Source organism: Brevibacillus sp. GCM10020057 (genome assembly GCF_042683565.1).
In the GTDB taxonomy this organism is placed as follows: domain Bacteria; phylum Bacillota; class Bacilli; order Brevibacillales; family Brevibacillaceae; genus Brevibacillus.
Map to the genome: position 1 here is coordinate 118,792 of NZ_JBHUJW010000023.1, position 23,143 is coordinate 141,934.

Consider the following 23,143-nt stretch of genomic DNA (forward strand, 5'->3'; position numbering starts at 1 on the left):
TTACAGGCTCGCCTTCCGTTCGGGAGACCATGCCTGTCGCTTTCCGGGCCGTTAACGGTGCCAAGCCGCCGGTTTTTTCCCGGTCTTAGGAGTAGCCTTCTGTCGCACTTCTTCTGGCCGCCTTCTCAACCGTGGGGCGTCCTCTCTGTAGAAGGGCTGCGACGTACTCGTTCCCTCATTGATCAAATCCAGTATTGCTTTGTTCGTATTATAAATTTTTTGGGCGATCACTGTCAACTTTCATGAATCATGAGCGCGATGCGGCTGATCACGACTTTGCAGACCGCCAGCACGGGCACCGCCACGATCAGACCGATAATCCCTCCAACCGCTTCACCGACGAGCAAGGCCATGATGATCAGCAGCGGATGCAGATGCAGGGAACGGCCGACGATATTCGGTGAGAGAATGTTGCCCTCGACCACCTGAATGACGATGTTGACGACGAGCACGAGGAGCAGTGTCTTCGTGGAGATCGTCAAGGCCACGACGACCGCCGGTGCTGCCCCGATCAATGGTCCGATGTAGGGGATGATGTTTGTCAGGCAGACGAAACTGGCGAGTACGAACGGATACGGCATATCTACCAGCCAGTAACCCAAATAGGCGAACAGGCCAACCATGAGCGCGACCATCATTTGACCGTGTATGTAATTGCCGAGCGATTCGTTAATATCCCGCAGCACGACAAGAACCTGCTTGCGGTAGGCGCGGGGCACGATGGACATCCCTGTCTCGTGCAGCTCCTTCATATCTTTGAGCAGGTAAAAGGCAATGAACGGGACGACCGCATAGGCGAGCACCTTCCCGAGCGAGTTGCGCGCGTTGTTCACCAGCTCTGTAACCGTATGCGACATCCGCTCGTGCGACTGGATGATGACCCGATCCACTCCATGCGAAATGCTGTCCGGCAAAAAATATTTATGTGCTTCCCACTCGCTCATCCATTTATAGTACCACTCCGACAGCCTTGGCAAATCGTCGGACAGCTCCACCAGTTGCTTCGTAAAGATCGGAATGGCGTTGACTGCGGCAATGGCAATGATGAGGACGAACGAAGCGTATATGAGCAATACGGCTATGAGCCGCGGCATCCTGCGTCTCTCCAGCGCCTGCACGATCGGATGCAGCAAATAGGCAATGATGAGCCCTGCAAGGACGGGCGCCAGCACTTCCTCCAGCAAATGCAGCAGCTGCGACAAAACAGGCCGAAGCAACCACAACAGATTGGCGATAATCAGGATGGCGATGAGCCAAAGGGCTGCGGCGAACAGGCGACTGCGCCGGAGTTCATCCACGCTGACAGACCTCCCTTCCTATTCCCGTATCTCTTAGGCTGTCACAGCCGCACAAAAAACATGTGCCCTATTGACACATCAGAATCCTCGAAGTAGTATGATAATACAAGTGGATATCTCCAAAGGGGAGTAGCTTTTTCGCAACATAGTCGTCATTACGGGAGAAATCCCCGGCTATGTTGGCAACATGTAGCTAATGTTGTAAGCAAGACCTTTGCCTGACAGGTGAAGGTCTTTTTGTGTATGTTCGCGACCTTTTCCTGTACAGGGAAAGGTCGTTTTCTTTTCCCCCTTTTCTGCAGACAACTGGAGGTATCAAGAAAACGGCCGGGGGATTCATACTTTCCAAGGACAAGGAGGAAGAGAAATGGAACTGTTGTTTACCCCTGAATTTTGGTCAGCGCTGTTCGCCATCGTCGTCATCGACCTGGTGCTTGCCGGCGACAACGCAATCGTCATCGGCATGGCCGCACGAAATCTCCCCGCCCATCAGCAAAAGAAAGCAATCATCTGGGGAACGGTCGGGGCCGTTATCATTCGTGCATTGGCGACTTTGGCCGTCGTCTGGCTGCTCAAAATCCCTGGACTATTGCTCGTCGGCGGTCTGATCCTCGTATGGATCTCGCTGAAGCTGCTGGTTCAGGATGACAGTCACGAAAACGTAAAAGCCAGCGGCAGCCTGGGCGCGGCCATCTGGACGATCATCGTGGCTGATGCAGTGATGGGCCTCGATAACATCATCGCGGTCGCAGGTGCGGCACACGGCGAATTCTGGCTGGTCATCATCGGGCTTGTCATCAGCGTCCCGATCATGGTCTGGGGAAGCACCCTGATTCTGAAGATCATGGAGCGTTTTTCGATCGTCATCTACATCGGCTCCGCTGTGCTGGCATACACGGCAGCGAACATGTTCACGTCGGAAAAATTTTTCGCGCCTTTCTTCGCCGCTTATCCGTGGGTCAAATGGGTGTTCATTGTTGCCGTTGTAGTCGGCGTCCTGTTGACCGGACGGATGAAAAGCCAAAAACAGAAGGAAAAACAAAAACGGCTCGCCGAGCAGCCGTAATCCTCTCCACGATTGCCGGCGATAGCAATAGTGTATGCACAAGCGGCGCCACCTGCGCATGGATCAGGTGGCGCCGCGCCATTTGCCAACACCTCCATTCCGGCAGGCAGGCGAAGGCTTCCGGTGTCAAGGACCACAGAACAAAAGGCTGACACCCCGACGAGCAGGTGTCAGCCCTCCATTTACTTCCAAACTACCGAGCGACGGCACGCATCAGTTTGCGTCCCGTTTTCATCATGCGCTGCATATTGCGCATGGAAAAGGGCAACCGGTTCCAGTTCAGGGAAAATCCACTGCGGCGACGCGGGGCCATCAAATAGCCGATGACGGCCACGATTCCGCTTGCGGCCAGGACGCGCAACAGGCTTTTCATTACCATGAGCGTGCCACCTCCAGTTGTTTTGGCCGCTCAGTTACATATTGAACTGAGCGCTTACCGTCTGATCCTCGATAAACAAATCGTTGAGCGAATGCAGCGAACCGTCTTCTTCTACCTGGTAGACAGAGGCAATCTGCTCGCCTGTGACGCTCATCTCTATGAAGCAATTCCAGCAGTAGTACTGATTGGTACCAATCTTTCCTACGTCTTTGGAACTGCAGTTCGGGCAAATGACACGCATTACGCTTATTCCTCCCTTTCACGCCTGGCTACGAACAATGGTCCGGCACGATCAGGTTCTCTTCCCCGACGATGACGGAAGCCGGCGCGGACAGGCGTTTTCGCCCTTCCGTTACATCCGCGAACCAGCCGTTGGACAGTTCGTACCCTACAAGTTTCTCCCAGTTCGCTGAAAAGTAAACGTCTTCCAGTCTGCCCAGGAGTTCTCCGGAAGCGGTAATGACCGCTTTCCCTTTTAATTTTGTCTTTCCCGTCACGATGCCGACTGGTTCCAGCCCGGCGAGATGAGGCAGGGGCGTAATCGCGTCTTTTCCCGATACGGTAAGGCAGGACTCCCCTACCGCGTAGATTCGATCGGCAGGAATGTAGGTACCTGAATGGAACCAGCCCTGTTCGCTCAGCAAGACTCCGCGTACATGCCAAGTGGAATCACAAAGAATGTCACAGACGGTGCCAATCGTCTCCCCAGTCTGGAGGCAGACGACAGGCAAGCCGACTACATCCATTGCCTTGCGCATGTGGGACATCCCCCTTCCGCCCTTTTAGTATCTGGCGAAAGAAAGCGGGGCATGCGACGCAAATGGTTCCAGCTTCACTCGTGCCGCAGCCGCTCTTCCAAATAGCTGTACCGCACGCCTTCCTCATCGGTTTCGACAGCGGTGCGGAACGCCTCCGGATCGCCGCACATGATGAGGAACGATTTGCTGCGCGTGATCCCCGTGTACACGAGCTTGCGTCGCAGCATGCGGTAGTAGCTTTTGACGAACGGCATGACGACGATGGGAAACTCGCTGCCCTGTGACTTGTGGACGGAGCAACAGTACGCCAGCGTCAGCTGATGATACGCCGAGCGTTTGTACGTCACTTCGCGGCCGTCAAAGGATACGACCAGCATCTCTTCGTTCTCTGCGTTTTCGTTCGGGAAAAAAATGGCGACAATTTCGCCCATGTCTCCGTTGAACACCTGTTCCTCTGCGTTGTTTACCAATTGCAGAACTTTGTCGCCTGTGCGAAAAACCGTCTCTCCAAACACGACTTGCCGCTTCTGGGGCGTTTTTGGATTGAACAGCTCCTGCAGCTCTTCATTCAACCGGTTCACCCCGGCATTGCCTTTATAAATAGGGGCCAAGACTTGTACATCTTTTGCTGTATATCCTTTCTTTACGGCCCCGGAGCAAATTTGTTTCACCGCTTCCGGTACATCTTGTGGCGAACTTGTGAAAAATCGCCGATCCGGAGTCGTATCCAGCAAATCCGCCGGTACATGCCCTTTGCGGACGTTATGCGCCAGACGGATGATCGTGGACTCTTCGGCCTGCCGGTAAATCTCGGTCAGCTGGACGAGCGGCACAAGGCCGGAGCGGATCATATCCTGCAGCACGTTGCCCGGTCCCACCGATGGCAGCTGATCCGGGTCGCCGACCATGATGATCTGCATGTCGTCCGGGATGGCGCGAAACAGTTGATTGGCCAGCCAAATATCGACCATCGACATCTCGTCGACGATCAGCAGCCTGCCGCGAATGGGATTTTCTGCATCGTGCTCGAAGCTCTCACCCTTGTAGCCGAGCAGCCGGTGGATCGTCATGGCCGGCAACCCGGTCGTCTCCGTCATCCGTTTGGCCGCACGTCCGGTTGGCGCGACGAGCAAGATCGGGAACGGATTGTCCTCTCCGTACTTTTTCAGATCCAGCGACAGGCCATGCAGCTGCGCGAACACGCGGCAAATCCCGCGAATGACCGTCGTCTTCCCTGTTCCGGGACCGCCTGTGAGCAGCATCAGACCGGACGTGATCGCCTGTTCGATCGCATCCCGCTGCGTCTGGGCGTACGTAATCGCCAGCTCGTCCTCGACGGCGCCGATCGCCCGGTAAAGCTCCGATGCCGGAAAAGACCCGAACTGATCGCGGGTGGATAAATGGCGCAGCCGCTTTGCCAGGCCGAGCTCCGCGAAAAACAGGGAAGGCAGATACACCCGATCGTCCTCCCAGGCGACTTTGCTGTTGACGAACAAGGCTTCTACGGCATAGGTAATGTCTTCCGCCGCAAAGTTGTGACCTCCGCACTCGTCCAGCAACCTCTTCGTTTTTTCGCACAGCTCGTCCACTGGCAAATACACATGCCCTTCCGAATAGGACGCCTCCTGCAGCGTATACAGAGCGGCCGCCTTTACCCGCTCCTCGGACGACGCCGCGATGCCCGTCGAGCGCGCGATGTCATCCGCCCGCTTGAAGCCGATCCCCTGAATATCTTCAATGAGGCGGTACGGCTCTTCCTTCAGCACTGTCATCGTCTCCAGCTTGTACGTCTGGTAGATGCGCAAGGCCATGTTGACGCCGATGCCAAAATCGTACAGGAACACCATCGCGCTCTCCAGTGAGCGATGCTCGATGACCGATTCGTAGATGATCTTGGCGCGCGTCTCCGATATGCCTGGCACCTCCGCCAGCCGCTCCGGATAGTCGGCGATGATCGCGAGGGCGTCTACCCCCAGATGCTCCACGATGCGCTTCGCCATTTTTTTGCCGATGCCCTGGAAAAGCCCGCTCGACAAGTACCGCTCGACGCCCGCGATAGTCTTGGGCGTCTCCCGTTCGTAGCGCTTGGCGACATATTGCTGGCCAAAACGGGCATGCGTCTTCCACTCTCCGTAAAAGGTGTACAGCTCATCCGGGTGAGGACGCGGGAAGTTGCCGACGATCACAACCTCCGATTCCTTGATGGACTCGGTTGTCTCTTCTATCTTTAGACGGATGACTCCGTACCATGTTTCCTCATTATAAAAAATCTCCTGTGTAACAAAGCCGCGTATGTACGTCTCCGCAAACAAGGAAATGGACTGCTGCTGCTCCAACTTGCTCCCTCCTTACCCAGCTCGATTCTCGTTCCCATTCAGGAAGGAAAAAATCCACTTCGTACAAAGTGGATTTTCCCGAAAACTCTTGTTAAATTGTAAAGCGTTTTCCCTGCCATGACAACCGTTCGGCCATTTTCGCCGGCGCGGCGGCTTTTGCTGTGATCTCCTGTGAAACCAGCGAGGGCTCGCCATTTATTGGATTACCCTGTGATGACTGTGGTAGAAACGGGAGCAAAGCTGGCGATCTCCAGAACGACTACGGTGTTCATTGAAATGCTCTGGCCATTCGGTACGGTGATGGCAAGCGATCCGACCCCTGTTGCACCCGGCGTATAAACGGACAGGTCGGCCATCTGCATCACACCGTTGATGTATACGTTATAGTAGGCGTTGTTCGCATCCAGGGTCGGCAATTCCGTAATCGTGTTACCATCGTCCCCCATGAAATCGGCGGCATCGATCGTCAAAGTCGTGGGACCATTCGTGTTGGCAGGTACCTGGTAAAACAGCCTGGTCAACGTGGGTTCCAAGGTTGTCGTCGTCGTCGCGCCTACGACAATTTTCATGATTTCCAGCGCCATGTGAAATCACCCTCCTTTACGCATCTGCTTTTATTTTATGTGGACTTGCTGAAAGCGTGTGGGACGAGTGACACTGCGAAACTCCCCATTTTGACGGACTGTATACAAGCTCACGTTATGTCGCAGGCATGACAATCTTCACGAACTGCAGCATGATGATGACTCCAGCCTGGGGGATGTCCGACGTCTTCACCAGCAGCACCCCGCGCTTCACCTCGTACACAATCGGCGGCTGCAGCATCCCGTTAATATAAAGGTTGATATAGGACACTTGATCGGGGTCAAGGATCGGCGAAGAGTCGTATTCTAACAAGCGGTCCTGGTCCGTAAAGGTGCGTGTCGTTCCGCTGGCAATCGCACAGTAGTAGTATATCTCGGTCTTGAGTAGCCGCTGTTGCTCGACCATTCCCGGAAAAATTTCCGGACATCCGGCTGGCACAGCGAGCGAAGATCCAAGCGACCGGACGTATCGAGGGCGCATATCCTCCCCCCTGTTCACAGACATTTGCTTCCAGAATATGTCGGCACTCTTGAATTGGAATAGTTTCCTACCTACCTGTGCAACGCAATTAACCGTTTGGATGTTTCCAAACGGTTGTCGCTTGCACAAAGCAATATTTTTCAACGTCTGTCCGTAAACTGCGCCGCCTATGCACGCTTGACCAGGCGATAGAAAATCTGTGCGACAGCATGCGCGGCCTTCCGCGCTTCTTCCACCGTATTGGTGATGCCAAAGCTAAAGCGGATGGCGGATTGGGCAATTGCGTCATCCAGATTCATCGCACGCAACACGTGGGACAACTCCAGCGAGCCGGATGTGCAGGCTGAGCCGCTCGAGGCAGCGATGTTCGCCAGATCGAGATTCATGAGCATCGTCTCGGTGTGGGCCCCGATGAAGCTGACATTGAAAATATGGGGCAAGACCGCTTCCGGATGCCCGTTGATACGGTAGGCAATCCCCGTCAATTTCCAGACAGACTCCATTTCTTCCTTCATCCGTCTGTATTTGGCGACGCGTGCATCCATTTCTTCTGCTGTCACCCTCGTCGCTTCTGCAAAGCCGACGATGCCCGCCAAATTTTCCGTCCCGGCCCGCCGTTTGCGCTCCTGAGAGCCTCCATGAACAATTGGGGAGATCGGTGTTTTGCGCGCGAGGTACAGGGCGCCGACTCCTTTGGGACCATTGATTTTATGCGCCGAGACAGAGAGCATGTCCACCGGCAGTTCCCGCACACTTATCGGCAGTACGCCAAACGCCTGCACCGCATCCGTATGGAACACGATCCCCTTTTCCCGCAAAAACGTCCCGATCTCGACAATCGGTTGAATCGTGCCGACTTCATTGTTTCCGTACATGATGGAGACGAGCACCGTATCCGGGCGCACCGCTTCTTGCAAATCAGCCAGTCGAACCATGCCGGTCTTGTCAACTGGCAAGTAGGTGACCTCGAAGCCTGCCTGCTCGAGGTATTCACAAGCGTGCAGGACAGCGTGATGCTCGATCCGGGAGGTGATGATGTGGCGGCCGCGCTCCCGCTGGGCCATCGCACCGCCGATGATCGCCAGGTTGTCCGCTTCCGTCCCACTTCCGGTAAAAATAAGCGACTGCGGTTCGGCATCCATGAAAGCGGCGATCTGGTCCCTCGCCTGCTCCAACGCCTTGCGCGCCTCCCTGCCGAAGCCGTGCACGCTGGATGGATTGCCAAACACCTGCGTCAAATATGGCATCATCGCTTCCACGACACGGGGATGAACCGGCGTAGTGGCAGCGTGATCAAAATACATCATGTCAGACACGGATGTCACCTTCTACGTACTTGGTAGCTTCTAATCAATTGACTTGGGTCAAATGTAAAACATGTAGCTGTCCGAACGGCCATCGTCCTCATAGCTGATCAGGTCTTTCAGCGTCGTGGAATCGAGCACGGCGGAAATGCTGTCGCGGATGCGCAGCCACAGATAGCGCTTCGCTGGATCTTCCTCTTCCGCAAACTCGACCGGGCTGATCGGCCCCTCCAGGACGCGGATAATGTCGCCAGCCGAAATTTCTTCCGGCTGCTTGGCAAGCACATAGCCCCCGTAAGCGCCGCGGATGCTCTTGACCAGGCCTGCGTTGCGCAGCGGCGCGATCAGCTGCTCCAGGTAGTGTTCGGACAAATCGTGACGCTGGGCGATGCTTCGCAGGGAAGTCGGCCCTTCTCCGTTACGGTTGGCCAACTCCATCATGATCGTCAGCCCGTAACGCCCTTTCGTAGAAATCTTCACGTAGCAACTCTCCTCTTTCTGTGTCGTTTCCCCATTTTTTCCTGTTTACATGACTTGGCTCTGCCGGGACACACTAGCATCCAGGGGGTGAAGTATGATGGCGACAAACAAACGGTCAGAACGGGGCCGAAACCACCCGTCTGACACCTTGTACGATCAGCCGGCAGGAACGATCGCTCACAAAGCCCGTTACGGAGCCAGCGAGCAGAGCAAACAACCGAATGAAAACGGCGATTTGCCAAACAAGCCGGGCGGAGATGTCCGCACCTGACGGGTTCCTCCCCCTTTATTCGGGGGAGTTTTTTCTTGTCGGCAACCCGCGTTCATCCAGCTTTTTTCGCTCTTCCTGGAACTTTCGGATATGTCGCTCGTAGCCGTAATCCTTCGGCTGGTAAAAGGAATACTGCACGCCATCCGGCAAATATTGCTGCGGTACATACCCATATGGGTAATCATGCGGATATTTGTATCCTTTGCCATGCCCCAGCTTGGCCGCACCTTTGTACGCGGCGTCGCGCAAGTGAATCGGCACAGGCTTGTGTCCGTCCTGGCGGATGCGCTCCAGCGCGGCATTGATGCCGTTGTACGCTGCATTGCTCTTCGGGGCCGTCGCCAGATAGGTCGTCGCCTGCGCCAAAGGAATGCGCCCCTCCGGCATGCCGACCAGATCTACGGCCTGAAAACAGGCAACGGCGACCGCTATCGCTTGCGGATCAGCATTTCCGATGTCCTCCGATGCGGAGATAACCAGCCTGCGGGAAATGAATCGCGGGTCTTCTCCCGCGTCGATCATGCGCGCCAGCCAGTACAGGGCAGCATCCGGGTCGGAGCCGCGTATGGACTTGATGAAAGCGGAAATCGTGTCGTAGTGATTGTCCCCGCTCTTGTCGTAGCGCACGGCTCTGCGCTGGATAGACTCGACGGCCACCTCCAGCGTTATCAGCACGCGCCCGTCCTTATCTGAGGGAGTCGTGGTGACAGCCAGCTCCAGTGCATTCAACAACCGCCGGGCGTCTCCTTCTGCGTAATGGATCAAATGCTCGGCAGCCTCGGGCGTCAGCGTGACGGACAGATCCCCCAGCCCGTTCACCTCGTCCGTCAGCGCGCGATCCATCACCTGCTTCAGCTCCTCATGCGACAATGGCTGAAGCGCGAAAATCTGGGAACGGGACAGCAGCGCCGGATTCACCTCAAAGTAAGGATTTTCCGTTGTCGCGCCGATCAAAATGATCGTTCCTTCTTCCACATACGGCAGCAAGGCGTCCTGTTGGGATTTGTTGAAGCGATGAATCTCATCGACAAACAGCGTCGTCCGCTGGTTGTCCATGACGAGCCGTTCCCTGGCTGCCTCCACCACTTTCCGAATATCCGCCACGCCAGCCGTGACTGCATTCAACTCGGAAAAATGGGATCTCGTCGACCGGGCGATGACTTTCGCCAAGGTGGTCTTGCCGGTTCCCGGCGGTCCGTAAAAAATCAGGGAAGACACCTGATCCGCTTCGATGGCGCGCCGCAAGAGCTTTCCCGGTGCGAGGATGTGCGACTGTCCGATGACCTCCTGGATCGACTGCGGCCGCATCCGGGCAGCGAGCGGCTTTTGCCTGCCTCCCCCCTGCTGGTCAAAAGCAAACGAAAAGAGATCGTCCATAGGTATCTATCCTTTGATCGGCTGCCAGTCCAACAGGTCGCGCACCACGACGCTCGCCAAAATCAATCCGGCGACAGATGGAACAAAGGCGTTGCTTGCCGGGGGCTGCCGCACTTTGCTAATCGGGGAATTCGGGTTGGTGACGATCTGCTCGCGCACGTCTGAGCGCACGGTCACTGGAATCTCACGGGAATAGACCACTTTCACTCCTTTGTAGATTCCCGCCTTGCGCAGCTCGCGGCGAATGACTTTCGCGATCGGGTCGTAGCTCGTCTGCGAAATGTCGGCCACCTCGAAGCGGGTCGGGTCCATTTTGTTCGCCGCGCCCATGCTGGAGATGATGGGGATGCCCCGGCGCTTTGCTTCCTTGATCAAGTGCAGCTTGGCAGACATCGTGTCCATGGCATCGACAATATAGTCTACCTCATGAGCGAAAAACTCGTCAGCCGTTTCGGGGGTGAAGAACATGTTCAAGGTCAAGACCTCGCACTCCGGGTTGATGGCGGCGATCCGTTCCTTCATCAGTTCAGCTTTTTTCTGTCCGATCGTATGGAGTGTCGCATGGATTTGCCGGTTGATGTTCGTAATGTCCACGACATCCTTGTCCACCAGGACGAGCTTGCCTACACCGGTACGGGCCAACGCCTCGACCGTAAACGAGCCTACCCCGCCTACACCGAGCACCGCAACGCGGCTATTTTTCATTTTTTCCAAACCTTCGGGACCGAAGGCCAATTCACACCGGGAAAATTGATGAAGCATTATCTTGTCACCTTTCATTTCATCAGAGAAATTATTATCCATCGGAAAAGTAGGATTCCAGCCAAAAAAGGAGCCCCATTATGCCGTGTTTCTCCTTAGTTTTGAACCTGCTAATCGCAGGTGGGTGTCTTGCCCAACTATGACAGACGTCCACGCTAACGGAGGCATGCCTTTATAGTTGCGGACGAAAAACTCCCTAAACAAACTTTGTGGCTCAAAACTATCGGATATCACGTACATCGCAGGGCTTCATGTTAGTATTACCACTGTATCAAATCGTCATACGGTTGCGCAAGTCGCTTACGCTTCTACCTTCTCTTCTTTTTCTGCGGTTGTGGCGATATGCAGGTCGGACAGCTGTCTTGGCGCTACGACGTCCGGCGCATTGACCATCAGGTCGGTCGCGCTCGCCGTTTTCGGGAAGGCGATGACTTCGCGCAGGTTGGTGCGTCCCGCCAGCAGCATGATCAAACGGTCCAGACCGAGAGCGATCCCGCCATGCGGTGGCGTACCGTAATCAAACGCATCGAGGAGGAAGCCGAACTGCTCGCGCGCCTCTTCCGGCGTAAAGCCGAGCGCCTTGAACATTTTCTCTTGCACGTCGCGCTTGAAGATCCGCATGGAACCGCCGCCGAGCTCGTATCCGTTGAGTACCATGTCGTACGCCTGGGCGCGGATTTGGCCCGGGTCGGTGTCGAACAGGTGCAGGTCTTCGTCTTTCGGACGGGTGAACGGATGGTGCAGGGCCACGTAGCGCTTCGCCTCTTCATCCCATTCGAGGAGCGGAAAGTCTACGACCCACAGGAACGCAAACTTGCTGTGGTCGATCAGGCCGAGCTCTGCGCCCAGCTTGGAGCGCAGCGCACCCAGAGCGTCTGCCACCACTTTCGGTTTGTCTGCCACGAACAGGAGCAGGTCGCCGTCTTCGGCAGACAGTCGTTTTTTCAGTTCAGCGATTTCTTCTTCCTTAAAGAACTTCGCGATCGGCCCTTTGACCTCGCCGCCGTGGAAGGCGATGTACGCGAGCCCTTTTGCGCCGTAGCGGTTCGCAAATTTTTGCAGGTCGTCTGCTTCCTTGCGGGAGTAGTGTCCGCAGCCTTTCGCGTTGATCGCTTTCACTTGTCCGCCGCCTGCAACGACGTTCGCGAACACTTTGAAGTCGCTGTTTGCTACCAGGTCGGATACTTCGGTCAGCTCCATGCCGAAGCGCACATCCGGTTTGTCGGAGCCGTAGCGGGCCATTGCTTCCGCATAGGTCAGGCGCGGGAACGGGGTCGGGATGTCGATGCCCAAAGTTGTTTTGAAGACGTGAGCGACCATGTTTTCCATCAACGGCAAAATTTCTTCCATCGACAGGAACGAGGTCTCGATGTCCACCTGGGTAAATTCCGGCTGGCGGTCAGCGCGCAAGTCTTCGTCGCGGAAGCAGCGCACGATTTGGTAGTAGCGCTCCAGACCGGATACCATCAACAGCTGCTTGAACAGCTGCGGAGACTGCGGCAGCGCGTAAAACTCGCCGGGATGCACGCGGGACGGCACGAGGTAGTCGCGCGCTCCCTCCGGCGTGCTCTTCGTCAGCATCGGTGTCTCTACTTCCACGAAGCCGTTGTTGTCGAGGAAGTCGCGGAACGCTTTCGCCGCTTTGCTGCGCAGCATCAGGGAACGTTGCATTTCCGGACGGCGCAGGTCGAGGTAGCGGTATTTCAGGCGAACCTGCTCATCGACGTCGATGTCGTCCTCGATTTGGAACGGAGGCGTTTTCGCTTCGTTCAAGATTTGGATGTCGGAAATGTGTACTTCGATTTCACCGGTTTGCAGTTTCGGATTGACCGCTTCCGGTGCGCGTTTGACGACGGAGCCTTTTACGACCAGGACGTATTCGCTGCGCACTTTGTCCGCCAACTCCCACGCTTCCTTGTTGTGCTCCGGATTGAAGACGATCTGCACGATCCCTGTGCGGTCGCGGAAGTCGATGAAAATGACGCCGCCAAGGTCACGGCGCTTTTGTACCCAGCCGTTCAGGACGACTTCCTGTCCTACGTGTTCTGTTGTCACTTCTCCGCAATGTACGGTGCGATATTGCCATGCCATGTTGAGAATCCCCCACTTAGTTCTGGTTTGTATGATGTAGTTTGGCGTTCAGCTCGGAAACGAGGCTTTCCCGTTTGATCTCCTGCTGCTCGCCTGTTGCCATTTCCTTGAGCACGACGGTGCCGTTTGCAAGTTCGCTCTCGCCAATGATCGCCGTAAAACGCGCTGACAGGCGGTCGGCTTGCTTCAGCTGCGCTTTCATTTTGCGGTCGAGATAGTCCAACTCGGCGGCAATGCCTGCCTGGCGCAGCTGATCGACGAGGACGAACGCCGCTTTTTTCGCCTCACTTGTCTGTACGACCACGAAGCAGTCGATGCCGCCGCTGACCGGCAGCTGTACGCCTTGCTTTTCCAACGCCAGCAGCAGCCGTTCGATACTGAGCGCAAACCCGATGCCCGGCATGTCGTCGCCGCCCAGCTCCGCTACCAGTCCGTTGTAGCGTCCGCCGCCGCACAATGTTTCTACCGCGCCAATTTCCGCCATCTTGATTTCAAAGGCGGTCAAGGTGTAGTAGTCGAGTCCGCGGACCAGACGCGGATTGACGTGGAACGGAATGTCAAGGGCAGTCAGATAGCCTTTTACCGCTTCAAAATGCGCGGCCGACTCCTCGCTCAAGTAATCGAGGATCGACGGCGCGTCCTGGGTCAGCGACTTGCACTTCTCGTTTTTGCAGTCGAGCACGCGCAGCGGATTGCGGTCGATCCGGGATTGGCAGTCTTCGCACAGCTGCGTACGCACGCCGTTCAGATGCGCCAGCAAATGCTCGCGGTGACGGGCGCGGTCTTCCAGCGTACCGACGCTGTTCAGCTCGACGCTCAGTCCCGTCAGTCCCAGCTCCTGATAGAGGCGGATGGCGAGGCCGATGACCTCTGCGTCAATCGCCGGATCGCTGGAGCCGATCGCCTCCGCTCCGAACTGCACGAACTGGCGGTAGCGCCCTGCCTGCGGACGCTCGTGGCGGAACATCGGGCCGAGGTAGTACAGCTTGGTAGGCTGGTTCGGCGAGCCGTACAGCTTGTTTTCCACGTAGGAACGGACGACACCGGCAGTCCCTTCCGGACGGAGCGTCAGCGCGTCCGTACTGCGCGGATTGGCGACGCTGTACATCTCTTTTTCCACGATGTCGGTCGTCTCTCCCACGCCGCGCTGGAACAATTCCGTGCTTTCAAAAAGCGGCGTGCGGATTTCCTGGTAGTTGAAGCGGCGGCACAGCTCGCGGGCCTTGGCCTCCACGTAGTGCCACAGCTCGACGGTACCCGGCATGATATCTTGCGTGCCGCGAGGAATCTGGATTCTCGTCATTTCAAAAGGACCCCCCATTCAAAATAAAAAAGCCCCCCGCCTCCTGACATGCAGCTAGGCCACATGTCAGGGACGAGAGACCGGTTTGAACTCCCGTGGTGCCACCCTGATTTGAGCACCCTTTTGTGCAAGCGAAAGGGTACTCCTCTTCATAAGCCGTTAACGTCGGCGCACGCCTGCCAGTTACTGGGGAAGCTGGTCAGCTTCAGCCGTTCACTGCGGTCTTCGGGGATGTCATTCACCAAGTCGTCATACAAAAGCACTTTCAGCCACGGTGCTTTCTCTCTGGTTATCCGGTGCTCGGCTACTTGTTCCCGTCATCAGATCTGATGATGTCAAGTTTGAAAAGATATTGTGAATCATAGCAAACCTGCCATCCGAAAGTCAACAGGCGCTGTCGTAAAACTTTTTTTGCAAACCAGTTATCAGGCCAAGGCTTGCTTGCCCGACTTGCCAAAATAGACGGCATCCAGATCGCGCAGCTTTTCTTCCACAAGCACGCGGTACGTTTCGTTGTACGTCTTGGGGTCTTTCGGGTTCGCCCAGCGCGTCAGCTTGCCGCTGCCCGGCGCCATCAGCTTGGAGACCGCTCCGCAGCCCAGTCCGAGAATCGTCTGGACCTCTTCCATGATCATGATGTTGTAAATGCTCTCCTGACCCGGCTTGGAGTAGCCGACGTTTTCCAGATTGCCCAAGATGTTCTTTTGCCGATACAGGTAGTACGGATCGTAGCCATGCGCGCGCGTCCACTGCGACGCCAGCTCCATCATCTTCCCGATCTCGTCCCGGCTCGCCACCTTGTAGCGCTCCTTGTTCTGCGTCATCTCGGAGGCGCGCTTGAAGGACAAGGTATGCACCGTCAGCGAGGCGGGCATGAGCTTTTCGATCTCGCCCAGGCTGTGGGCCAGCTCCGCCACGCCTTCGTTCGGCAGGCCGATGATCAGGTCCATGTTAATATTCGTAAGCCCCATTTCCATTGCCAGATGGTACTTCTCGATCGTCTCCTCGACCGTGTGATGGCGGCCGATCGCCTGCAGCGTCTCCTGGGTAAACGACTGCGGGTTGATGCTGATCCGGTCGACTCCCCAGCGCTTCATGACCACGAGCTTGTCGCGAGTGATCGTATCGGGGCGTCCCGCTTCCACGGTCAGCTCCCGTACGTCGTCCATATGCGGGAAAGTGCGGTACATCGTCTGGAACAGCCGATCCATGTCCTCGGCGGTAATGCTCGTCGGCGTCCCTCCCCCGAAGTAGATCGAGGTGATCCGCTGATCGTTGTCCGCGAGCCACTTGCCGATCTGCTCCATTTCGTAGTGCAGCCCTTCGAGAAACGGATTGACCGAAGCGGTATGGCTGCGGATCGCATAGGCAGGAAACGTGCAGTACGCGCATTTGGTCGGGCAAAACGGAATGCCGATGTACACCGACAGCTCCTGGTCGATACGGTACAGGTCAGGTACGACCCTCAATTGCCGATCCACGATTTCCTGCAGCAACTGCAGCTTGTAGGGACGCAAAATGACGTCTTCCTGCAGGCGGCGGTGGGCTTCCTCGCGCGGAACGTTCGCCACATTCAGCTGATGCAGCAGCTTGGTCGGACGGATGCCGGTCAAAATTCCCCAGCCTTGCTCGATCCCGGTATATTCTTCCAAAAGCAAGAGCAACGCGTAGCAGAGCGCCTGCTTGGCCGTCTTGCGCATCGCCTTTTCTTCGCGGGACACATATTCGCGACCGACCTGATGCCGGATGCGGCGGACACCGTCATACAGCTCGCCTGTCGCCAGAACACCGTCCTCTCGCCGGGCAAGCTCCAGCCGCAGTCGCAGCCCCGGTTCCTCGGTCCATTCGCTTGTAAAGATCAGCTGCGGATCTTCGTAAAACAACGCGAGAATCAGCGACAACTCCCGCTCGAACGCATGTCCCACACACGATACTTGAATCATTGGTTCACCTGCTTTTCAGTATGCCACACTCCATCTTAGCCGACCGAGATTCCGCCGGTCAACCATCCAAGTGGCATCCCTTCCAAGCAATCCCGTCCATTATTTCCGTTTTCTGCGCAAATGCTGGACATCCCGCACACTGTTCTGGAACTCCCTGGACATTTCCACATCGCCTAGCGTCGATTCCTTTTCCAAAACATCGTGAAAATCGACGGAAAACAACTTGCGGTTCAGCTCCTGGGCGAATGTCTCCTTCTCGGACTGTCTCACGCCGCATTCCTCCTGATGCAATGTTGTCTCCCTAGTATTGCCATTCGAGAGCAAATCAAATCCGCAAAACGAAGCAGAAGTTGTCGGAGAATGCAGGAAAAAGCCGGATAGAACACGAAACATGTACCTTTACCAAAATGATGCAAAAGTTCGCATGGACAATCGCAAATCAGCTGGAAAGGATGTCAAATCGTGTTTCGTCAATTGTTCCTGAGGTCATTCCTGACTATCGCATGCGCCGTTTCCATCCCCGTCACTTCAGCTTGGGCCGCAGGTTCTGTTCAGGTATCCGTAGACAAGTTGAATGTCCGCTCGGGTCCAAGCCTTCAGGATTCCGTTATCACCACTTTGCCGATCAAGACGGTGTTGCCCGTCCTCTCGACCAAAAACGACTGGATTCAGGTGAAACTGCCAAACGGTAAAACAGGCTGGGTCGCCAATTACCTCGTCAAGCAGCAAGGAGCCTCCGCAGCACCGATCTCCCAGATTGAGAGCACCACCACCGATCTCAATGTCCGCTCAGGCCCCGGCCAGACTTATTCCGTCGTTCAGACAATCAATCCCGGGACGCGCTACCCGGTCGTGCAAAAAAGCGGGCAATGGGTCCAAATCCAGCTTTCGGGCCAGAGCAAAGGCTGGGTCGCCGGCTGGCTGGTCAAGGAAAGCACAGCCGGCACGCAAACTGACGGGACTTCCCCTGCCGGCAGCAGTACGGCAAACGCACCGGCAGCATCGGCTGCATCGGCTGCGCAGACGAAACCTTCCGCAGTCAAAGGGGCGAGCCTGACGCTGGACTTCGCGCCCTACGTATATGCGACTCCCGATGCCAGCACTCCGGCGATCGGCCAGCTGCATGCAGGTCAGAACATCACCGTCCTGAGCAAGCAAAACGGCTGGATTCAGTTTCCATATGAAGGTGTCAACGCATGGTTCCCCGCGGAAGAAGGCGCCGTTTCCTCGCTGCCACCTGACACGGGCTTAGGGACCGGCAATCCGTCAGTCCCGGCTCCTGCGGGAAGCGGCAACGTGACCGCGCCTCCTGTCAGCACGCCTGCACCCGCTGCGAAACAGACTGCCAAGCCAAATACGGACGGCCTCAATTTGCGCAGCGAAGCCAATACGACGAGCGCCATTCTCGGGACGCTGCCGCTGGGGAGCACATTGACGGTGCTGGAAAAGCAAGGGGAATGGTACCATGTCCAGACGCAAGAAGGCAAAACAGGCTGGGTCGCAGGCTGGCTCGTGACCGTGTCAGATGCCGGGACTTCCCCGCAGACTCCGGCTCCCAGCGGCCCTTACGTCACAACCATCAATCCCGACACGAACATCCGCTCCGGACCCGGTACCGAGCACGCGGTCGTGTCGCACGCCCAGCCAGGCGAGAAATACGCGATCGTCAGCAAAAACGGCGACTGGTTCCAGGTGACGTTGGGCAACGGAGAGACCGGCTATATCGCAGGCTGGCTCGTATCCGCCAGCGGCACCCCTGCCGTCACCCGCTCGAACGAACTGGTCGGCAAAGTGATCGTAGTCGACCCCGGCCACGGCGGCAATGACACCGGCGCTACCGGCAACAGCTTTTCAACGCTGGAGAAAACCGTGAATTTGCAAGTCGCCCTGCTTTTGCGCAACAAGCTCGAAGCGGCAGGAGCGAAAGTGATCATGACCCGTGCGGACGACCGCAAGCTGACCTTGCAGCAGCGGGTGGATGTTGCCGTGAACAACCACGCGGACATTTTCGTCAGCGTCCACCACAACACCCATCCGAATACGGCTACGAACGGATCGATCGTCTTTTATTACAACCAGGGCAATTCCAGCAAGCTGGCCTCCCTCGTCCAAAACGAGCTGGTCAAGGCGACCAACTACAAAGATTTGCAATCCCGCTTCGGCGACTACTTCGTCCTGCGGGAAAATCCGGTGACAGCGATTCTGGCGGAGATCGGCTTTCTCTCCAATTACAACGAGGAAATCCGCGTCCGCTCGGAAAAGCAGCAGGATTTGGCGGCGGAAGGCTTGTACAAAGGGATCGTTCAGTACTTCTCCGCGCAAAACACACAAGGCAGTTGAACGGCATTACCTTTCGTCAGCAAAAAAAGAACGCAGGAACAGGCTCCTGCGTTCTTTTCCATATCCAGATCAGGCTGCGCCCATGGCTTGGCGCAGCCGGGTTTTCCCATCCAGCCGAAGCAGCTTCCTCAATATCCCGGGCGCTTCTCCCACGGCTCGACGACTCCGACGATGGACGGCTGATCCGCACGAACGGCCCGGATCACGCCTTGGGCGATCTCCTCATTCGTCAGCCACCGCGACTCGTTCCCTTCGAGCACAAAACCGAGAATGATGCGCCGGTACAGTAGATGGTCCGCCACCGGCTCGCGTGGAGGCTCGATCCACGCCCGACTGCCGCAGACGTGAAACAGGCGCCACTCCCGCTGTTGACGTGCAAGTGACTGTATGACCGCTGGCAGCGCTTCGCTTGCTGTACTGTGAATCCAGGCGACGACCAAATCGATAGAGCCACGTTCACAGAGCAGATGCGATAAAGCCTGACGCAGCTTCTCTGTGTCATGATAGTCGAGTGGCAGCAACGTAAACGACTCCGGTGCCACCGCCCCCGAGCATCCCGCAACACGCTCCAAGCGCCGCCGATCGCGGCCAACCACGGTTACGTGATAGCCCGTCTCCGCCAGCCAGCGCGACACTTCGGCCAGCATGCCGCTCCCCCCGATGACCAAAGCTTCTCGTCCCACATACTGCCCCCCTCTTCCTGCACTACGATTCGACGATCAAAGTAACTGGGCCGTCGTTGAGCAGGCGCACGTCCATCATCGCCCCGAAGCGGCCCGTTTCGACACGCAGCCCTTTTTCCCGCAGCTTCGCATTAAACAGCTCGTACAGCGGCTCTGCGTGCTCGGGTCTCGCTGCCGCCATGAAATTCGGGCGCCGCCCTTTGCGGCAATCGCCGTACAGCGTAAACTGTGACACGGACAAAATCTGCCCGCCCGTCTCCTGGACCGAATGGTTCATCTTGCCTTCCGCATCTTCAAAAATGCGCAGATTGGCAATTTTATCCGCGACGAACTCCACTTCCTTCTCGCCGTCCTCATGGGTGATCCCGACGAGCAGCAGCAAGCCGTGCTCGATCTCGCCTACTACTTCCCCTGCTACCGTCACACTCGCTTCTTTCGTTCGTTGTACGACTACTCTCATCTTAAGTCCATTCCCTTCTTTCGTTCACTGCAGACGCTGTGCAAACAAAACACCCAATCCTCGAAGGATCAGGTGCTCAAAATCCGGCGAACCGAATAAATATCTTTGATGCGTTTGATGCGCTCCACGACCTTTTGCAAATGATCCACGTTGCTGATAGAGATCGTCATGTGAATGGTCGCTACGCGGTTTTTGTCGGCCTTGCCGCTAACGGCAGCGATGTTCGTCTTGGTCTCCGCCACGACCTGCAGCACGTCATTGAGCAGTCCGCTGCGGTCACTGCCGGTGATTTCGATCTCCACGTTGAAATTGTGCTTGAAGTCCGTGTCCCATTCGACGTCGATCAACCGTTCCGAGCATTCATCCGTCAGGACGTTCGGACAGTCCGCCCTGTGCACGGAGACGCCCCGTCCCCGCGTGATGAACCCGATGATCTGGTCGCCTGGAACGGGCGTACAGCAACGGGAAATGCGCACCAGCAAATTGTCTACGCCGCGCACTTTGACCCCGGACTCGCTTTTTCCGGTATGCTGCGGGTTCGGTTTGTATTCGGGGATGACCGGGTTTTGTTCTTCCCGCTCCCGGCGCAGCTTGTCGACCAGACGGGTGACGATCTGCGAGGCGGTAATCCCGCCGTAGCCGACTGCGGCAAACATGTCTTCCGCGCCCTGGAAGTTGAAACGGGCAGCAGCTTCCTTCAGGTTTGCCTCCGTCATGACTTCCTTGACCTCAAAGTTGCGCGCCTTGATCTCGGCCTCGATCATTTGCTGCCCTTTGGCGACGTTTTCTTCCCGCTTCTCTTTCTTGAACCACTGCTTGATTTTGTTGCGGGCATGCGCGGACTTCGCTATTTTCAGCCAGTCCCGGCTCGGTCCGTACGAGTGCTTGGAAGTCAAAATTTCCACGATGTCGCCGGTTTTCATCGCGTAGTCGAGCGGCACGATTTTTCCGTTGACCTTCGCCCCGATCGTGCGGTTCCCCACCGCAGAGTGAATCCGGTAGGAGAAGTCGAGCGGCACGGAGCCTTTGGGCAGCTCGACGACGTCGCCTTTTGGCGTAAAGACGAAGACCGTATCGGAAAACAGGTCCTGCTTGAGGCTTTCCATGAACTCCTGCGCGTTGGGCGCTTCCTCGGAGCCGCCTTCGATCATCTCGCGCAAGTTCCCCAGCTTCTCCGCGAACGACCCCTGGACCACGCTCTTGCCTTCTTTGTAGGCCCAGTGCGCGGCGATCCCGATTTCTGCCGTCTGATGCATATCCCATGTGCGAATCTGCACTTCCAGCGGCTCGCCTTTGGGACCGATCACGGTCGTGTGCAGAGACTGGTACATGTTCGTCTTCGGCATGGCAATATAGTCTTTGAAGCGGCCAGGCATCGGCTTCCACAGCGTGTGCACGATCCCGAGCACCGCATAGCAGTCGCGGATGTCGTTCACGATGATCCGCAGCGCAAGCAGATCGTAAATCTCGTTGAACTGCTTGTTCTGCTTCGTCATCTTTTTATAAATGCTGTAGATGTGCTTCGGCCGTCCGGAAATTTCCGCTTCGATGTTGAGCTCGCCCAACTTTTCGCGGATCGTGTCCGACGCTTCATTCAGGTAGGCTTCGCGTTCTACCCGTTTCTTCTGCATCAGGTTGACGATGCGGTAATACTGCTGTGGATTCAGATAGCGCAGCGCGGTATCCTCCAGCTCCCATTTGACGGAAGCGATCCCGAGCCGGTGAGCCAGCGGTGCGAAAATTTCCAGCGTCTCGTCGGAAATCTCCCGCTGCTTTTCCTCGGACATGTGCCGCAGCGTACGCATGTTGTGCAGGCGGTCAGCCAGCTTGATCATGATGACCCGAATGTCCTGGGCCATGGCAATCAGCATCTTGCGGTGGTTTTCCGCGAGCTGCTCTTCCTTGGATTTGTACTTGATTTTTTCCAGCTTGGTCACTCCGTCTACCAGGAGTGCCACATCCGGTCCAAACTGTTCGCGGAGGTGATCGAGCGTAATTTCCGTGTCTTCCACCACATCATGCAGAAAACCGGCGGCAATCGTCACCGCATCCATATGCAAATTGGCGAGGATGCCTGCAACCGCGATGGGATGCATAATGTACGGAACGCCGGATTTCCGTACCTGGCCTTCATGCGCTTTCTCCGCCAACTGATACGCACGGGTAATCAGGTCCAAATCCGCTTCTGATAAATACGTGCTTGCTTTCTTTACTACCTCATCAATGCCGGTAATCATAATTCTCTTCCCTTATCCTCTCGTAAGAAAAACTTCTTTGCAGAAAGAAGCTGGTCCTTTATTAAGCGGAAGTTTACCGCAGTCATACGTTCAGAAAACCTTTTTAACGAGGCCCATTCACGGATGAGCAGCCGCGTATTCGTGGGCTCCTGCTATCAGCCTGCCAGAAAAGGCTGCCGAGGAAACGATGGTATAAAAAAAAAGTCCTGCGAAGCCGTTTCAAAAATCGGTCATGCGATAGGATGGAAAATGAGTATCATGTCTATTTCATATTATTATCTTGCATGTCGTTCGTGTTGTAAAGCTGTATTCCACTGTAAAGTATGAACAGTATTAGAAAATTGGAAACCTTCACCCCAATGGGCAAATAACCACATTTGCTTACGGGCTTTTACGGGTTAACCATATTATAAGTTCTGATCCGGGAAACAAAAAACGGGCACTCAGCCCGTTTTTTGCTCGTTTTGCATTAATATTGCACCAAAGATTTCACCGGAATTTCCCCGATTTTTTTGCGGCCGTCCAGGTAAGACAGCTCGATCAGGAACGCCGCTCCTACGACTTTGCCGCCGAGCTGCTCGATCAGGTTGATCGTCGTCTCGATCGTTCCGCCGGTCGCCAGCAGGTCGTCTGCGATCAACACGCGCTGTCCTGGCTGGACGGCGTCGATGTGTACAGCCAGAGCATCCTTTCCGTACTCGAGGTCGTAGTCCGCCTTGATGGACTCGTATGGCAGCTTGCCAGATTTGCGAATCGGGACAAAGCCGATGCCCAGCTCATAGGAGAGGGGCGCGCCCACGACGAAGCCACGGGCTTCCGGACCTGCGATGACGTCAGCCTGAACTTCACGCGCGAACAAAGCCAGCTCCTGGATGGCGGCGCGGTAAGCCGGGCCGTCCTTGAGCAAGGTCGTAATGTCCTTGAAGCGAATCCCTGGCTGCGGGAAGTCAGGAATGACGCGAATGTACTGTTTGAAATCCATAAATAATT

At 56.1% G+C, this 23,143-nt stretch carries 22 protein-coding genes, 1 other RNA gene and 1 other annotated feature; of the genes, 3 read left to right on the forward strand and 20 right to left on the reverse strand.

Annotation, left to right across the window (positions count from 1 at the left end):
* Nucleotides 1-233: 233 nt before the first annotated feature.
* Nucleotides 234-1,298 carry an AI-2E family transporter gene (locus tag ACFSO0_RS07495; protein ID WP_376878517.1) on the reverse strand — a complete coding sequence of 355 codons (1,065 nt, stop codon included), beginning with the start codon at nucleotides 1,296-1,298 and terminating at the stop codon, nucleotides 234-236.
* Nucleotides 1,299-1,665: 367 nt separating this feature from the next.
* Between ACFSO0_RS07495 and ACFSO0_RS07500 the strand changes: the two genes are divergently transcribed.
* Nucleotides 1,666-2,364: a TerC family protein gene (locus tag ACFSO0_RS07500; protein WP_376878519.1), complete on the forward strand. Its 699-nt coding sequence runs from the start codon at nucleotides 1,666-1,668 to the stop codon at nucleotides 2,362-2,364.
* 193 nt (nucleotides 2,365-2,557) lie between these two features.
* Here ACFSO0_RS07500 and ACFSO0_RS07505 read toward each other — a convergent pair whose 3' ends face one another.
* The 8 genes from ACFSO0_RS07505 to cymR form a co-directional block, all read right to left on the reverse strand.
* Complete coding sequence (locus tag ACFSO0_RS07505) at nucleotides 2,558-2,743, reverse strand: hypothetical protein (RefSeq protein ID WP_376878521.1); 186 nt, start codon at nucleotides 2,741-2,743, stop codon at nucleotides 2,558-2,560.
* 34 nt (nucleotides 2,744-2,777) lie between these two features.
* Complete coding sequence (locus ACFSO0_RS07510; protein ID WP_376878523.1) at nucleotides 2,778-2,984, reverse strand: hypothetical protein; 207 nt, start codon at nucleotides 2,982-2,984, stop codon at nucleotides 2,778-2,780.
* A 28-nt stretch (nucleotides 2,985-3,012) separates the two neighbouring features.
* Nucleotides 3,013-3,501, reverse strand: a complete 489-nt coding sequence (locus ACFSO0_RS07515) for a PRC-barrel domain-containing protein (RefSeq protein ID WP_376878525.1) — start codon at nucleotides 3,499-3,501, stop codon at nucleotides 3,013-3,015.
* Between the two features lie 74 nt (nucleotides 3,502-3,575).
* Nucleotides 3,576-5,837: an SF1B family DNA helicase RecD2 gene (gene recD2 / locus ACFSO0_RS07520; RefSeq protein WP_376878527.1), complete on the reverse strand. Its 2,262-nt coding sequence runs from the start codon at nucleotides 5,835-5,837 to the stop codon at nucleotides 3,576-3,578.
* A gap of 203 nt (nucleotides 5,838-6,040) precedes the next feature.
* The gene (locus ACFSO0_RS07525; protein ID WP_376878529.1) at nucleotides 6,041-6,421 is read right to left on the reverse strand and encodes a DUF4183 domain-containing protein; all 381 of its coding nucleotides are present in this window, start codon (nucleotides 6,419-6,421) and stop codon (nucleotides 6,041-6,043) included.
* 115 nt (nucleotides 6,422-6,536) lie between these two features.
* The gene (locus ACFSO0_RS07530; RefSeq protein WP_376878531.1) at nucleotides 6,537-6,902 is read right to left on the reverse strand and encodes a DUF4183 domain-containing protein; all 366 of its coding nucleotides are present in this window, start codon (nucleotides 6,900-6,902) and stop codon (nucleotides 6,537-6,539) included.
* A 167-nt stretch (nucleotides 6,903-7,069) separates the two neighbouring features.
* Nucleotides 7,070-8,218: a cysteine desulfurase family protein gene (locus ACFSO0_RS07535; RefSeq protein WP_376878533.1), complete on the reverse strand. Its 1,149-nt coding sequence runs from the start codon at nucleotides 8,216-8,218 to the stop codon at nucleotides 7,070-7,072.
* A gap of 48 nt (nucleotides 8,219-8,266) precedes the next feature.
* Nucleotides 8,267-8,686: a cysteine metabolism transcriptional regulator CymR gene (gene cymR / locus ACFSO0_RS07540; protein WP_376878535.1), complete on the reverse strand. Its 420-nt coding sequence runs from the start codon at nucleotides 8,684-8,686 to the stop codon at nucleotides 8,267-8,269.
* Nucleotides 8,687-8,783: 97 nt separating this feature from the next.
* Between cymR and ACFSO0_RS07545 the strand changes: the two genes are divergently transcribed.
* Nucleotides 8,784-8,957, forward strand: a complete 174-nt coding sequence (locus tag ACFSO0_RS07545; protein ID WP_007782328.1) for a hypothetical protein — start codon at nucleotides 8,784-8,786, stop codon at nucleotides 8,955-8,957.
* 15 nt (nucleotides 8,958-8,972) lie between these two features.
* On the opposite strand, the gene ACFSO0_RS07550 is transcribed toward ACFSO0_RS07545, so the two are convergent.
* The 7 genes from ACFSO0_RS07550 to ACFSO0_RS07580 all read right to left on the reverse strand — a co-directional run bounded on the left by ACFSO0_RS07550 (nucleotide 8,973) and on the right by ACFSO0_RS07580 (nucleotide 16,703).
* Nucleotides 8,973-10,334, reverse strand: coding sequence for an AAA family ATPase (locus tag ACFSO0_RS07550; protein WP_376878538.1), 1,362 nt, complete (start codon nucleotides 10,332-10,334; stop codon nucleotides 8,973-8,975).
* 6 nt (nucleotides 10,335-10,340) lie between these two features.
* Nucleotides 10,341-11,096, reverse strand: coding sequence for a tRNA threonylcarbamoyladenosine dehydratase (locus ACFSO0_RS07555; RefSeq protein WP_376878540.1), 756 nt, complete (start codon nucleotides 11,094-11,096; stop codon nucleotides 10,341-10,343).
* A gap of 68 nt (nucleotides 11,097-11,164) precedes the next feature.
* Nucleotides 11,165-11,347, reverse strand: a non-coding RNA gene (gene ssrS / locus ACFSO0_RS07560) — 6S RNA.
* A 49-nt stretch (nucleotides 11,348-11,396) separates the two neighbouring features.
* Nucleotides 11,397-13,187, reverse strand: coding sequence for an aspartate--tRNA ligase (gene aspS, locus ACFSO0_RS07565; RefSeq protein ID WP_376878542.1), 1,791 nt, complete (start codon nucleotides 13,185-13,187; stop codon nucleotides 11,397-11,399).
* Between the two features lie 16 nt (nucleotides 13,188-13,203).
* Nucleotides 13,204-14,490, reverse strand: a complete 1,287-nt coding sequence (gene hisS / locus ACFSO0_RS07570; protein ID WP_376878544.1) for a histidine--tRNA ligase — start codon at nucleotides 14,488-14,490, stop codon at nucleotides 13,204-13,206.
* A gap of 65 nt (nucleotides 14,491-14,555) precedes the next feature.
* Nucleotides 14,556-14,820: a binding site (T-box leader), on the reverse strand.
* A gap of 95 nt (nucleotides 14,821-14,915) precedes the next feature.
* Nucleotides 14,916-16,433, reverse strand: a complete 1,518-nt coding sequence (locus ACFSO0_RS07575; protein ID WP_376878546.1) for a coproporphyrinogen III oxidase — start codon at nucleotides 16,431-16,433, stop codon at nucleotides 14,916-14,918.
* Nucleotides 16,434-16,532: 99 nt separating this feature from the next.
* Entirely contained in the window at nucleotides 16,533-16,703 is a 171-nt protein-coding gene (locus ACFSO0_RS07580) for a hypothetical protein (protein WP_376878548.1), read from the reverse strand.
* Between the two features lie 192 nt (nucleotides 16,704-16,895).
* On the opposite strand from ACFSO0_RS07580, the gene ACFSO0_RS07585 reads away from it, so the two are divergent.
* The gene (locus tag ACFSO0_RS07585) at nucleotides 16,896-18,773 is read left to right on the forward strand and encodes an N-acetylmuramoyl-L-alanine amidase family protein (RefSeq protein ID WP_376878550.1); all 1,878 of its coding nucleotides are present in this window, start codon (nucleotides 16,896-16,898) and stop codon (nucleotides 18,771-18,773) included.
* A gap of 128 nt (nucleotides 18,774-18,901) precedes the next feature.
* On the opposite strand, the gene ACFSO0_RS07590 is transcribed toward ACFSO0_RS07585, so the two are convergent.
* The 4 genes from ACFSO0_RS07590 to ACFSO0_RS07605 all read right to left on the reverse strand — a co-directional run bounded on the left by ACFSO0_RS07590 (nucleotide 18,902) and on the right by ACFSO0_RS07605 (nucleotide 23,135).
* Nucleotides 18,902-19,456, reverse strand: a complete 555-nt coding sequence (locus ACFSO0_RS07590) for a short-chain dehydrogenase (protein ID WP_376878552.1) — start codon at nucleotides 19,454-19,456, stop codon at nucleotides 18,902-18,904.
* A gap of 22 nt (nucleotides 19,457-19,478) precedes the next feature.
* Nucleotides 19,479-19,916 (reverse strand): D-aminoacyl-tRNA deacylase, encoded by a 438-nt coding sequence (gene dtd, locus ACFSO0_RS07595; protein ID WP_376878554.1) that lies wholly within the window; start codon nucleotides 19,914-19,916, stop codon nucleotides 19,479-19,481.
* Nucleotides 19,917-19,984: 68 nt separating this feature from the next.
* Nucleotides 19,985-22,153, reverse strand: a complete 2,169-nt coding sequence (locus ACFSO0_RS07600; protein WP_376878556.1) for a RelA/SpoT family protein — start codon at nucleotides 22,151-22,153, stop codon at nucleotides 19,985-19,987.
* Nucleotides 22,154-22,622: 469 nt separating this feature from the next.
* Entirely contained in the window at nucleotides 22,623-23,135 is a 513-nt protein-coding gene (locus ACFSO0_RS07605; protein WP_376878558.1) for an adenine phosphoribosyltransferase, read from the reverse strand.
* Nucleotides 23,136-23,143 lie beyond the last annotated feature (8 nt).

Excerpts from the sequence above, each read along its gene's own strand:
- ACFSO0_RS07500 (WP_376878519.1), top strand. The coding sequence starts at position 1,666 with ATGGAACTGTTGTTTACCCCTGAATTTTGGTCAGCGCTGTTCGCCATC.
- ACFSO0_RS07505 (WP_376878521.1), bottom strand. The coding sequence starts at position 2,743 with ATGGTAATGAAAAGCCTGTTGCGCGTCCTGGCCGCAAGCGGAATCGTG.
- ACFSO0_RS07510 (WP_376878523.1), bottom strand. The coding sequence starts at position 2,984 with ATGCGTGTCATTTGCCCGAACTGCAGTTCCAAAGACGTAGGAAAGATT.
- ACFSO0_RS07515 (WP_376878525.1), bottom strand. The coding sequence starts at position 3,501 with ATGCGCAAGGCAATGGATGTAGTCGGCTTGCCTGTCGTCTGCCTCCAG.
- ACFSO0_RS07525 (WP_376878529.1), bottom strand. The coding sequence starts at position 6,421 with ATGGCGCTGGAAATCATGAAAATTGTCGTAGGCGCGACGACGACGACA.
- ACFSO0_RS07530 (WP_376878531.1), bottom strand. The coding sequence starts at position 6,902 with ATGCGCCCTCGATACGTCCGGTCGCTTGGATCTTCGCTCGCTGTGCCA.
- ACFSO0_RS07545 (WP_007782328.1), top strand. The coding sequence starts at position 8,784 with ATGGCGACAAACAAACGGTCAGAACGGGGCCGAAACCACCCGTCTGAC.
- ACFSO0_RS07550 (WP_376878538.1), bottom strand. The coding sequence starts at position 10,334 with ATGGACGATCTCTTTTCGTTTGCTTTTGACCAGCAGGGGGGAGGCAGG.
- ACFSO0_RS07555 (WP_376878540.1), bottom strand. The coding sequence starts at position 11,096 with ATGCTTCATCAATTTTCCCGGTGTGAATTGGCCTTCGGTCCCGAAGGT.
- aspS (WP_376878542.1), bottom strand. The coding sequence starts at position 13,187 with ATGGCATGGCAATATCGCACCGTACATTGCGGAGAAGTGACAACAGAA.
- hisS (WP_376878544.1), bottom strand. The coding sequence starts at position 14,490 with ATGACGAGAATCCAGATTCCTCGCGGCACGCAAGATATCATGCCGGGT.
- ACFSO0_RS07575 (WP_376878546.1), bottom strand. The coding sequence starts at position 16,433 with ATGATTCAAGTATCGTGTGTGGGACATGCGTTCGAGCGGGAGTTGTCG.
- dtd (WP_376878554.1), bottom strand. The coding sequence starts at position 19,916 with ATGAGAGTAGTCGTACAACGAACGAAAGAAGCGAGTGTGACGGTAGCA.
- ACFSO0_RS07600 (WP_376878556.1), bottom strand. The coding sequence starts at position 22,153 with ATGATTACCGGCATTGATGAGGTAGTAAAGAAAGCAAGCACGTATTTA.
- ACFSO0_RS07605 (WP_376878558.1), bottom strand. The coding sequence starts at position 23,135 with ATGGATTTCAAACAGTACATTCGCGTCATTCCTGACTTCCCGCAGCCA.